Annotated in this window: 5 protein-coding genes and 3 rRNA genes; 1 reads left to right on the top strand and 7 read right to left on the bottom strand. The window is 63.7% G+C overall.

Translation table 11 applies throughout. From position 1 onward, the window contains the following. Window positions 1–6 precede the first annotated feature (6 nt). From OG866_RS23380 to OG866_RS23360, 5 genes are all read right to left on the bottom strand, one after another. Window positions 7–555, bottom strand: coding sequence for a GNAT family N-acetyltransferase (locus OG866_RS23380; RefSeq protein ID WP_329344263.1), 549 nt, complete (start codon window positions 553–555; stop codon window positions 7–9). A gap of 79 nt (window positions 556–634) precedes the next feature. Beyond that, window positions 635–751 (bottom strand): 5S ribosomal RNA (gene rrf / locus OG866_RS23375). A 96-nt stretch (window positions 752–847) separates the two neighbouring features. Beyond that, window positions 848–3,968: ribosomal RNA gene (locus OG866_RS23370) — 23S ribosomal RNA — on the bottom strand. Window positions 3,969–4,268: 300 nt separating this feature from the next. Next, window positions 4,269–5,794 (bottom strand): 16S ribosomal RNA (locus tag OG866_RS23365). Together the 16S, 23S and 5S rRNA genes form the textbook arrangement of a ribosomal RNA operon. A gap of 683 nt (window positions 5,795–6,477) precedes the next feature. Next, on the bottom strand, window positions 6,478–7,047 hold the full coding sequence (locus OG866_RS23360; protein WP_329337456.1) for a MarR family winged helix-turn-helix transcriptional regulator: 570 nt from the start codon (window positions 7,045–7,047) through the stop codon (window positions 6,478–6,480). 141 nt (window positions 7,048–7,188) lie between these two features. On the opposite strand from OG866_RS23360, the gene OG866_RS23355 reads away from it, so the two are divergent. Continuing rightward, window positions 7,189–8,457, top strand: a complete 1,269-nt coding sequence (locus OG866_RS23355) for an MFS transporter (RefSeq protein WP_329344262.1) — start codon at window positions 7,189–7,191, stop codon at window positions 8,455–8,457. Between the two features lie 77 nt (window positions 8,458–8,534). On the opposite strand, the gene OG866_RS23350 is transcribed toward OG866_RS23355, so the two are convergent. Together OG866_RS23350 and OG866_RS23345 are read right to left on the bottom strand one after the other, a co-directional pair. After that, the gene (locus OG866_RS23350) at window positions 8,535–10,175 is read right to left on the bottom strand and encodes an ATP-binding SpoIIE family protein phosphatase (protein WP_329337454.1); all 1,641 of its coding nucleotides are present in this window, start codon (window positions 10,173–10,175) and stop codon (window positions 8,535–8,537) included. A 172-nt stretch (window positions 10,176–10,347) separates the two neighbouring features. After that, window positions 10,348–11,727: an NAD(P)/FAD-dependent oxidoreductase gene (locus OG866_RS23345; RefSeq protein WP_329344260.1), complete on the bottom strand. Its 1,380-nt coding sequence runs from the start codon at window positions 11,725–11,727 to the stop codon at window positions 10,348–10,350. Window positions 11,728–12,085: the final 358 nt, after the last annotated feature.

Here is a 12,085-nt window from a genome sequence, read left to right as displayed (position 1 = left end):
TGAAGGTCAGACTGCGTTCTCCAGCACGAACTCCAACTCGTTCTCCCCGTCATGCCCCTCCAAGGGCACGACCTTCCCGCTCGGCACGAACCCGGCCTTGCGATAGAACCCCTGAGCCCGCGGATTGTCCTCGTGCACGATGAGCCGCACAGCCTCGACCCCACGCCCCCAGGCCCATTCCAGAGCGGCGTCGAAGAGCGCCTTGGTCACCCCGCCCCCACGCCACTCGGGCCGCACGAACACCCCGACGACATGCCCCTGCCGCCGCTCCACAGGGAACCCGGCCCAGTCGGTGGAGCCGGCCTCCTCAATGAGTACGACGACGGACCCGACCCAGGTTCCGTCAGCAGCCTCGGCAACAAACTGGAGAACCCCACCGGCCGGATCCGATCCCCCGGCAGCCCGCTCCTGCCAGAAGGAGTCCGGGCGGGTAACGGCATCCTCGTACGTCTCCAGAAAAGCAACGGGCGCGGCGGGGTCCTGCAACGCGAGAAGCCGCAGCTCCTTCGCGGCGGGCCACTCGTCGGCGCGTATGGAACGGATCTCGAAGTTCATGCTGCTCATGCTGATTACGGTAGCCGAACGCAGAAAACCCCCGTACCGATTAACCGGTACGGGGGTTTTCTCAAATTTTGTTCGGCGGCGTCCTACTCTCCCACAGGGTCCCCCCTGCAGTACCATCGGCGCTGTAAGGCTTAGCTTCCGGGTTCGGAATGTAACCGGGCGTTTCCCTCACGCTATGACCACCGAAACACTATGAAACTGTCAAACATGCCGCACCACACCCGTGACCATGGGCATGGGGCCGTTCGTGGTTTCAGAACCAACACAGTGGACGCGAGCAACTGAGGACAAGCCCTCGGCCTATTAGTACCGGTCACCTCCACCCATTACTGGGCTTCCAGATCCGGCCTATCAACCCAGTCGTCTACTGGGAGCCTTACCCCATCAAGTGGGTGGGAATACTCATCTCGAAGCAGGCTTCCCGCTTAGATGCTTTCAGCGGTTATCCCTCCCGAACGTAGCCAACCAGCCATGCCCTTGGCAGAACAACTGGCACACCAGAGGTTCGTCCGTCCCGGTCCTCTCGTACTAGGGACAGCCCTTCTCAATATTCCTGCGCGCGCAGCGGATAGGGACCGAACTGTCTCACGACGTTCTAAACCCAGCTCGCGTACCGCTTTAATGGGCGAACAGCCCAACCCTTGGGACCGACTCCAGCCCCAGGATGCGACGAGCCGACATCGAGGTGCCAAACCATCCCGTCGATATGGACTCTTGGGGAAGATCAGCCTGTTATCCCCGGGGTACCTTTTATCCGTTGAGCGACGGCGCTTCCACAAGCCACCGCCGGATCACTAGTCCCGACTTTCGTCCCTGCTCGACCCGTCGGTCTCACAGTCAAGCTCCCTTGTGCACTTACACTCAACACCTGATTGCCAACCAGGCTGAGGGAACCTTTGGGCGCCTCCGTTACTCTTTAGGAGGCAACCGCCCCAGTTAAACTACCCATCAGACACTGTCCCTGATCCGGATCACGGACCCAGGTTAGACATCCAGCACGACCAGACTGGTATTTCAACGACGACTCCACAACCACTGGCGTGGCCGCTTCAAAGTCTCCCAGCTATCCTACACAAGCCGAACCGAACACCAATATCAAACTGTAGTAAAGGTCCCGGGGTCTTTCCGTCCTGCTGCGCGAAACGAGCATCTTTACTCGTAGTGCAATTTCACCGGGCCTATGGTTGAGACAGTCGAGAAGTCGTTACGCCATTCGTGCAGGTCGGAACTTACCCGACAAGGAATTTCGCTACCTTAGGATGGTTATAGTTACCACCGCCGTTTACTGGCGCTTAAGTTCTCAGCTTCGCACGCCCGAAAGCGCACTAACCGGTCCCCTTAACGTTCCAGCACCGGGCAGGCGTCAGTCCGTATACATCGCCTTACGGCTTCGCACGGACCTGTGTTTTTAGTAAACAGTCGCTTCTCGCTGGTCTCTGCGGCCACCCCCAGCTCGGAGAGCAAGTCCCCTCACCAGTGATGGCCCCCCTTCTCCCGAAGTTACGGGGGCATTTTGCCGAGTTCCTTAACCATAGTTCACCCGAACGCCTCGGTATTCTCTACCTGACCACCTGAGTCGGTTTAGGGTACGGGCCGCCATGAAACTCGCTAGAGGCTTTTCTCGACAGCATAGGATCATCCACTTCACCACAATCGGCTCGGCATCAGGTCTCAGCCTTAATGAGCGGCGGATTTGCCTACCACTCGGCCTACACCCTTACCCCGGGACAACCACCGCCCGGGATGGACTACCTTCCTGCGTCACCCCATCACTCACCTACTACCACCTTGGTTCGGCGGCTCCACCACTTTCCTTTCCCCGAAGGGTCCGGAACGGCTTCACGGCCTTAGCATTAATGGGTTCGATGTTTGACGCTTCACAGCGGGTACCGGAATATCAACCGGTTATCCATCGACTACGCCTGTCGGCCTCGCCTTAGGTCCCGACTTACCCTGGGCAGATCAGCTTGACCCAGGAACCCTTAGTCAATCGGCGCACACGTTTCTCACGTGTGTATCGCTACTCATGCCTGCATTCTCACTCGTGAACCGTCCACCACTAGCTTCCGCTGCGGCTTCACCCGGCACACGACGCTCCCCTACCCATCCATACAGGCGTTGGCCCTATTGTATGAATGACACGACTTCGGCGGTACGCTTGAGCCCCGCTACATTGTCGGCGCGGAATCACTAGACCAGTGAGCTATTACGCACTCTTTCAAGGGTGGCTGCTTCTAAGCCAACCTCCTGGTTGTCTGTGCGACTCCACATCCTTTCCCACTTAGCGTACGCTTAGGGGCCTTAGTCGATGCTCTGGGCTGTTTCCCTCTCGACCATGGAGCTTATCCCCCACAGTCTCACTGCCGCGCTCTCACTTACCGGCATTCGGAGTTTGGCTAAGGTCAGTAACCCGGTAGGGCCCATCGCCTATCCAGTGCTCTACCTCCGGCAAGAAACACACGACGCTGCACCTAAATGCATTTCGGGGAGAACCAGCTATCACGGAGTTTGATTGGCCTTTCACCCCTAACCACAGGTCATCCCCCAGGTTTTCAACCCTGGTGGGTTCGGTCCTCCACGAAGTCTTACCTCCGCTTCAACCTGCCCATGGCTAGATCACTCCGCTTCGGGTCTTGAGCGCGCTACTCTATCGCCCTATTCGGACTCGCTTTCGCTACGGCTTCCCCACACGGGTTAACCTCGCAACACACCGCAAACTCGCAGGCTCATTCTTCAAAAGGCACGCAGTCACGAGAACAAGGCAAGCCTTGTTCCGACGCTCCCACGGCTTGTAGGCACACGGTTTCAGGTACTATTTCACTCCGCTCCCGCGGTACTTTTCACCATTCCCTCACGGTACTATCCGCTATCGGTCACCAGGGAATATTTAGGCTTAGCGGGTGGTCCCGCCAGATTCACACGGGATTTCTCGGGCCCCGTGCTACTTGGGTGTCTCTCAAACGAGCCGCTGATGTTTCGACTACGGGGGTCTTACCCTCTACGCCGGACCTTTCGCATGTCCTTCGCCTACATCAACGGTTTCTGACTCGTCTCACAGCCGGCAGACTGTGAAAGAGAGATCCCACAACCCCGTATACGCAACCCCTGCCGGGTCTCACACGCATACGGTTTGGCCTCATCCGGTTTCGCTCGCCACTACTCCCGGAATCACGGTTGTTTTCTCTTCCTGCGGGTACTGAGATGTTTCACTTCCCCGCGTTCCCTCCACATACCCTATGTGTTCAGGTATGGGTGACAGCCCATGACGACTGCCGGGTTTCCCCATTCGGAAACCCCCGGATCAAAGCCTGGTTGACGACTCCCCGGGGACTATCGTGGCCTCCCACGTCCTTCATCGGTTCCTGGTGCCAAGGCATCCACCGTGCGCCCTTAAAAACTTGGCCACAGATGCTCGCGTCCACTGTGCAGTTCTCAAACAACGACCAGCCACCCATCACCCCCAACCAAAAGCTGGAGTTCACTGGGGCCGGCATCGAGGGGGTTCATTCCCTCAGACACCCAACAGCGTGCCCGACACCCTCGCCACTCATGATCAGCTTTCCACGCTCCGAAGAGCAGTACTGGCAGCCCGAGATGACTGAAAGTGCCGAATAATCAACGTTCCACCCATGAGCAACCAGCATCGGACATTCGCCGATGTACTGGCCTCTGACCGGGCAAGCCCGGTAAGAAGTGCTCCTTAGAAAGGAGGTGATCCAGCCGCACCTTCCGGTACGGCTACCTTGTTACGACTTCGTCCCAATCGCTGGTCCCACCTTCGACAGCTCCCTCCCACAAGGGGTTGGGCCACCGGCTTCGGGTGTTACCGACTTTCGTGACGTGACGGGCGGTGTGTACAAGGCCCGGGAACGTATTCACCGCAGCAATGCTGATCTGCGATTACTAGCAACTCCGACTTCATGGGGTCGAGTTGCAGACCCCAATCCGAACTGAGACAGGCTTTTTGAGATTCGCTCCACCTCACGGTTTCGCAGCTCATTGTACCTGCCATTGTAGCACGTGTGCAGCCCAAGACATAAGGGGCATGATGACTTGACGTCGTCCCCACCTTCCTCCGAGTTGACCCCGGCGGTCTCCTGTGAGTCCCCATCACCCCGAAGGGCATGCTGGCAACACAGGACAAGGGTTGCGCTCGTTGCGGGACTTAACCCAACATCTCACGACACGAGCTGACGACAGCCATGCACCACCTGTACACCGACCACAAGGGGGGCACTATCTCTAATGCTTTCCGGTGTATGTCAAGCCTTGGTAAGGTTCTTCGCGTTGCGTCGAATTAAGCCACATGCTCCGCTGCTTGTGCGGGCCCCCGTCAATTCCTTTGAGTTTTAGCCTTGCGGCCGTACTCCCCAGGCGGGGAACTTAATGCGTTAGCTGCGGCACCGACGACGTGGAATGTCGCCAACACCTAGTTCCCACCGTTTACGGCGTGGACTACCAGGGTATCTAATCCTGTTCGCTCCCCACGCTTTCGCTCCTCAGCGTCAGTAATGGCCCAGAGATCCGCCTTCGCCACCGGTGTTCCTCCTGATATCTGCGCATTTCACCGCTACACCAGGAATTCCGATCTCCCCTACCACACTCTAGCTAGCCCGTATCGAATGCAGACCCGGGGTTAAGCCCCGGGCTTTCACACCCGACGTGACAAGCCGCCTACGAGCTCTTTACGCCCAATAATTCCGGACAACGCTTGCGCCCTACGTATTACCGCGGCTGCTGGCACGTAGTTAGCCGGCGCTTCTTCTGCAGGTACCGTCACTTTCGCTTCTTCCCTGCTGAAAGAGGTTTACAACCCGAAGGCCGTCATCCCTCACGCGGCGTCGCTGCATCAGGCTTTCGCCCATTGTGCAATATTCCCCACTGCTGCCTCCCGTAGGAGTCTGGGCCGTGTCTCAGTCCCAGTGTGGCCGGTCGCCCTCTCAGGCCGGCTACCCGTCGTCGCCTTGGTGAGCCATTACCTCACCAACAAGCTGATAGGCCGCGGGCTCATCCTTCACCGCCGGAGCTTTCAACCACCACAGATGCCTGCGGTAGTGGTATCCGGTATTAGACCCCGTTTCCAGGGCTTGTCCCAGAGTGAAGGGCAGATTGCCCACGTGTTACTCACCCGTTCGCCACTAATCCCCACCGAAGTGGTTCATCGTTCGACTTGCATGTGTTAAGCACGCCGCCAGCGTTCGTCCTGAGCCAGGATCAAACTCTCCGTGAATGTTTACCGGTAATCCGGTGCACACACACGAGAGCGGAACAGTCAGGCGGAATAAGCCCGACCGTTCACAGCGTCCTCGCTGTATGTTTCTTCAAAGGAACCTCGCCCCAACCGAAACCGGTCGGAGACGGGGTATCAACTAAATCTGGCGTTGATTTTTGGCACGCTGTTGAGTTCTCAAGGAACGGACGCTTCCTTTGTACTCACCCGAGAGACTCTCTCAGGCTTTCCTCCGGGCTTTTTCCCTTCGGTCTTGCGTTTCCGACTCTATCAGACCGTTTCCGGTTCCGATTTCCTCGGTGCTTTCCAGGTTTCCGCTTTCGCGTTTCCCTTTCCGGCGGTTCCGACTCTATCAGATCCTTTCGGGCCTGACTCCCAGTCAGCGGGGCTTGTCTTCCCGGCCGTTGGGCCGTTCCGACGTCTCAAACCTTAGCGGATCCTCTCGGCAGTTCCTAATCGAGCTGCCGTACCCGAATCGAATTGAATTCGGGCACGCCGAATTCATCCCGGCTGGGAGATCGTGCTGATGGTTTGTTGTGCCGCTGATGCGGCGGAGGTGTTGTCGAAGAACCGTTACGGCTCCGCGGCAACCCGAAGAACTCTACGGATCCCGGAGGGGGCTGTCAACCACCCCTGTCAAGATCTTTTCGGGTGACAGGCAGCGGGCGACGGCAGCGGTGCCGTCAGTCCAGGTCACTGAGGCGTCCGCCCGCGTCCGGCTGGGCGTGCTCCACCCTGCGCAGGAGGCGGGTGAGGACGTCGCCGAGCGCCGTCCGCTCCTCAGGAGACAGGTCCTGGAGGAGGTCTTCCTCGAAGACCGTGGCGAGGCGCATGGCCTCCAGCCACTTCTCACGGCCCTCCGCGGTCAGCTCCACGATGACGCGGACGCGGTTGGACTCGTCGCGCTCCCGGTTCACCAGACCCTCCGTGACCATCCGGTCGATGCGGTGGGTCATGGCGGCCGGCGTCAGACCGAGGCGCTTGGCGAGGTCTCCCGGGCCCATCCGATAGGGGGCACCGGAGAGAACGAGGGCCTTGAGGACCTCCCAGTCCGTGTTGCTGATGCCGAGGGCGGAGGTCTGGCGGCCGTAGGCGACGTTCATACGGCGGTTCAGTCGCGACAGGGCCGAGACGATCTGCTCGACCTGGGGGTCGAGGTCCTGGAACTCGCGCTGGTAGGCGGCGATCTGCTCCTCCAGTGTCGGCTCGCTGCCGATGTGGAGACTGCCGGGACCGCCGGGGGTGTCAGCCATGGGCGTCAGTATCGCACGCGGCCGCTTGGCGTTGAAGTCCTTCTCTGTGTACTCTTTAGCTCTGAAATTTAGCTTCGAAGTCTTCGGTTCTAAGTACTGAGGGACTCCAACTACCTGATTGAGGTGAACGTGACCAGGGCGATGGGCGCAGCGATGCGCCGGATTCACGTGGGTAACGCACTCAGCGCGTTCGGGCTCGGCTTCACCGTCCCCTACCTGTACGTCTATGTGGCGCAGGTGCGGGGACTGGGTGCCGTGACGGCGGGGCTCGTCCTCGCCGTCTTCGCCGTGGCCGCGCTGATCGTGCTGCCGTTCGCCGGCCGGGCGATCGTGCGGCGGGGCCCGCTTCCGGTGTTGCTCGCCGCCCTGGTCACGGCAGCGCTCGGCGCGCTGAGTCTGGGGCTGGCGAGCAACGCGACCACCGTCCTGTTGTCGGCGGCCGCGCTGGGCGCCGGACAGGCCGTGATGCAGCCGGCCCTGGCGACGATGATCGTGGACTGCTCCACGGCGGAGACCCGCTCGCGGGCCTTCGCGATGCAGTTCTTCCTTCAGAACCTGGGGCTCGGCGTCGGCGGGCTCATCGGTGGTCACCTCGTCGACACGACGAACGTCTCCTCTTTCACCCTCCTCTTCGCGATCGAGGCGGCGATGTTCCTGCTGCTGGCCGTGGTGATGACGACGGTGCGGATGCCGCGCGCGCCGCGGATGGAGGGCGCGCCGACCGCTTCCGGCAAGAGCAGCTGGAAGCAGCTGCTCGGGAACCGGGCGATGGTGCAGCTGTGCGTGCTGGGCTTCGTCCTGTTCTTCGCCTGCTACGGCCAGTTCGAGTCGGGCCTGGCCGCGTACGGAGTCGAGGCCGCCGGGATCTCGACTTCCGCGCTGGGGTCGGCCCTGGCCGCGAACACCGCGATGATCGTCATCGCGCAGTTCGCCGTGCTGAAGTTCGTCGAGCGGCGTCGGCGGTCCCGGGTGATCGCCGCGGTCGGGATCATCTGGTCCTTGGCGTGGGTCACGGCGGGGTACGCCGGTCTCGGGCACGGCAGCCAGGCGATGGCCACGGCCGCGTTCGTCTCGACGTACGCCCTCTTCGGTCTGGGTGAGGCGATGCTGTCGCCGACGGTCGCCCCGCTGGTGGCCGACCTCGCCCCGACGGGCATGGCCGGTCAGTACAACTCGGCCTTCGCCCTGGTGAAGCAGCTCGCGCTGGCCGTGGGCCCGGCGGTCGGCGGCCCGATGGGCGCCTCCCTGCACGCGCCGTACGTCGTGACGTTCCTGCTGTTCTCGGTGGGCATCACGTATCTGGCGCTGAGGCTGGGCCGTCAGCTGACCGACGTACAGGACCATCCGTGGCGGGCGAGGAGCCGCGTGGTGGCCCACGGCGGCACACAGCAGGAATCTGTCGCCGCGTAACCGCAACGCCCTAAGGGGCGCGGGGAACTGCGCGACCAGCCACAGCGCAGCCGCAGCCGCAACACAGCCCTGCGCCCCTACCCCTTAGGCAACACAAACTCGCACCAGACGGCCTTCCCGCCACCCGGCGTCCGACGCGATCCCCAGTTCGAAGCAATGGTCGCCACAATCGCGATCCCCCGCCCCGACTCGTCCCCGGGTTCGGCCTTACGGCGCCGAGGCAGATGGTCGTCTCCGTCCGTCACCTCGATGATCAGCCGCCGGTCGGTGCGGCGTAGCCGCAGCCGCATCGGTGGTGTTCCGTGCTGCAACGAGTTCGCGACCAGTTCACTCGCCGCCAGCACCCCCAGGTCATGCAGCTCCGCGGGGAACCGCCAGCTGGTGAGCACGCCGGAGGCGAAGGCACGCGCGCGTGGGGCCGCCTCCACTCCGCCGAGGAGTTCGAGCGCGGCGTTGCGGAAGAGGTCGCTGTCGGGGCCCGTGCGGGACGGATGCTGGAGGACCAGGACGGCCACGTCGTCGTCGTGGTCGGCGGTGACGCCTGCCGAGCGGACGAGGCGGTCGCAGACGACCTGGGGTGTGCCGGTCGCACCGGACAGCGCGCGCTCCAACGACGCGATTCCCTCGTCCAGGTCCTCGTTCCTGCGCTCCACCAGGCCGTCCGTGTAGAGGACCGCCGTGGAGCCGGGGCCGAGTGGGATCGAGCCCGAGGAGTGGATCCAGCCGCCGGTGCCGAGGGGCGGGCCCGTGGGCTCGTCCGCGCGGAGCACCGCGCCGCTCTCGTCGCGGACGAGGATCGGGAGGTGGCCGGCGGAGGCGTAGACCAGCTTGCCCTCGTTGGGGTCGTGGATGGCGTACACGCAGGTGGCGATCTGGTTGGCGTCGATCTCGGTGGCGAGGCCGTCGAGGAGCTGGAGGATCTCGTGCGGCGGGAGGTCGAGGCGGGCGTAGGCCCTGACCGCCGTACGGAGTTGGCCCATGACGGCTGCCGCGCGGACGCCTCTGCCCATGACGTCGCCGATGACGAGGGCGGTGCGGCCGCCGCCGAGGGTGATGACGTCGTACCAGTCGCCGCCGACCGCGGCTTCGGTGCCGCCGGGCTGGTAGGTGGCGGCGATGCGGAGGTCGTCGGGCTCCTCCAGGACCTGGGGGAGGAGGGAGCGCTGGAGGGTGACGGCGGTTTCGCGCTGGCGGCGCTCGCTCGCTCTGAGGCGCTCGGCGGCCTCGGCGTGGTCGGTGACGTCGGTGGCGAAGACGAGGACGCCGGCGGTGTCGCCCTCGGTTACCGGGGTGCAGGTGAAGGTGTAGGAGCGGCCGTCGGGTGCCTTGCGGGACTTGACGGTGCGGGGCTTGCCGCTGCGCAGGACCTGGTCGAGGAGCGGGAGGAGGCCCGTCTCGTGGAGCTCGGGGAGGGCTTCGCTCGCGGATGCGCCGGGGGATCGTGGGCCGAAGGCGGTCACATAGGCGTCGTTGACGTAGGCGAGGCGGTGGTCGGGGCCGTGGACCAGGGCCACCAGGGCCGGGACGCGGTCGAGGACCTCGCGCACAGGGAGTTCGTCGACGGCGGGCACGGGTGGGGTGTCGTCGGTGAGTTGTTCGGCGCGGGCCGCGGGTACGGCGCCCTCCCCGAGTCGCTCGGGGGTGAGCTCGTGGTCGGTCCGCGCGGCTGCGCGGCGCTGCGTTCCGGGGAGCCGGGCGCTCCAGCGCGTGAAGTTCACGAATCCTTGCCTCGTGTCGTCGTCTTCGGCCGGCTCCGGACCCGTCCTGGGTCCTCGCGGGTTCGAGGGGCGGGCGTGCACCCGTCCTGGGTCGGGCATCAGTGTGGCAGTGTGACCGACCGGGCCGACATCCGTCAGACGCCTGCCCCGCCGGTGGAGTTCCGCGGTCCGGTCAGGACGACCCCTTCGGGTCGTTCGTGGGGTCGTGAGGAGGCTTTCCACCGGCCGCGAGTTCGAACTCCGCTCGGGGATGTTCGAGCGAACCCAGCGAGACGATCTCCCTCTTGAAGAGCCCGGACAGGGTCCATTCGGCCAGGACGCGGGCCTTGCGGTTGAAGGTGGGCACCCTGCTGAGGTGGTAGACGCGGTGCATGAACCAGGCAGGGTATCCCTTGAGCTTGCGTCCGTAGACGTGTGCGACGCCTTTGTGGAGGCCCAGGGAGGCGACCGAGCCGACGTACTTGTGGGAGTACGTCTCCAGGGGTTCGCCCCGTAGCGCGTGCGCGATGTTGTCGCCGAGGACCCTGGCCTGGCGTACCGCGTGCTGGGCGTTGGGGGCGGTCTCCTTGCCGGGTTCCGCGGCGGTCACGTCGGGGACGGCCGCGGCGTCTCCGGCCGCCCACGCGTGCGTGGCGCCCTCGATCGTCAGTTCCGGGGTGCATTTCAGCCGACCTCGTCCGGTGAGCGGGAGGTCGGCGGCGGCGAGGATCGGGTGGGGTTTGACGCCCGCCGTCCACACGACCGTACGGGTCGGGAAGCGGGCGCCGTCGCTGAGGACGGCCACGCGGTCGGCGCAGGATTCGAGGCGGGTGTTCAGGCGTACGTCGATGTTGCGGCGGCGCAGTTCGGTGACGGTGTAGCGGCCCATCTCCTCGCCGACCTCGGGCAGGATGCGGTCGGAGGCCTCGACGAGGATCCACTTCATGTCCTCGGGCCGGACGTTGTGGTAGTACCGCGCGGTGTAGCGGGCCATGTCCTCCAGCTCGCCGAGCGCCTCCACGCCCGCGTAGCCGCCGCCGACGAAGACGAAGGTGAGGGCGGAGTCGCGGATCGCGGGGTCGCGGGTGGAGGAGGCGATGTCCATCTGCTCGATGACGTGGTTGCGCAGTCCGATGGCCTCCTCGACGGTCTTGAAGCCAATGGCGTGGTCGGCGAGGCCGGGGACGGGCAGGGTGCGCGAGATCGAGCCGGGGGCGAGGACGAGTTCGTCGTACGTCAGCTGCCGGGCGCCCGTTCCCTCCTCCTCCGTGGCGAGGGTGGTCAGGGTGGCGGTGCGTTTGGCGTGGTCGATGGCGGTCGCCTCGCCGATGATCACGGTGCACCGGTCGAGGACGCGGCGCAGGGGAACGACGACATGGCGGGGCGAGATGGAGCCGGCGGCCGCCTCGGGAAGGAACGGCTGATAGGTCATGTAGGGGTCGGGGGTGACGACCGTGATCTCGACTTCTCCGCGCCTGAGTTCCTGTTTCAGCTTCCGCTGGAGACGCAGGGCCGTGTACATCCCGACGTAGCCGCCACCGACAACGAGAATGCGCGCGCGTTCCTTCACCACCCCATGACGCACCCGACGCTTGAGTTTGTCCACAGCCCCGACAATTTGTGTGACCGGCGGTGCGGCGGGCGCGGGGTTGGCCGAATCGACGGCGTGCGGGGAAGGTTCGCAGGTCAGCGGGTGTGCGCTGGGGGCACTCGAGGGGTGCAATCGGGACGTATGTGATCCGTACTCCTTTCGGGGGGCGCTCCGTGCGGAACCTGCCCCTTCTGAATTGACTCCCTCTCAACTATGTTCGTGTGTCGACGGGGTGTAGGGGATGCGCTCATCGGGTCCGCGACGGGCGGTCCGTGAACCGGGTTCGTTCCCTGTGTCGCCCCGGCCTTTCAGTGGCGGGGAGAGTCTCCGGGGGGAGACG

The sequence above is a fragment of the Streptomyces sp. NBC_00663 genome (assembly GCF_036226885.1).
GTDB lineage: Bacteria > Actinomycetota > Actinomycetes > Streptomycetales > Streptomycetaceae > Streptomyces.
This window is presented reverse-complemented; position numbering and strand designations above follow the sequence as displayed.

What these genes read in the sequence shown, in the direction of transcription:
- OG866_RS23380 (WP_329344263.1), bottom strand. Translation starts at nt 555, where the DNA reads ATGAACTTCGAGATCCGTTCCATACGCGCCGACGAGTGGCCCGCCGCG.
- OG866_RS23360 (WP_329337456.1), bottom strand. Translation starts at nt 7,047, where the DNA reads ATGGCTGACACCCCCGGCGGTCCCGGCAGTCTCCACATCGGCAGCGAG.
- OG866_RS23355 (WP_329344262.1), top strand. Translation starts at nt 7,189, where the DNA reads ATGGGCGCAGCGATGCGCCGGATTCACGTGGGTAACGCACTCAGCGCG.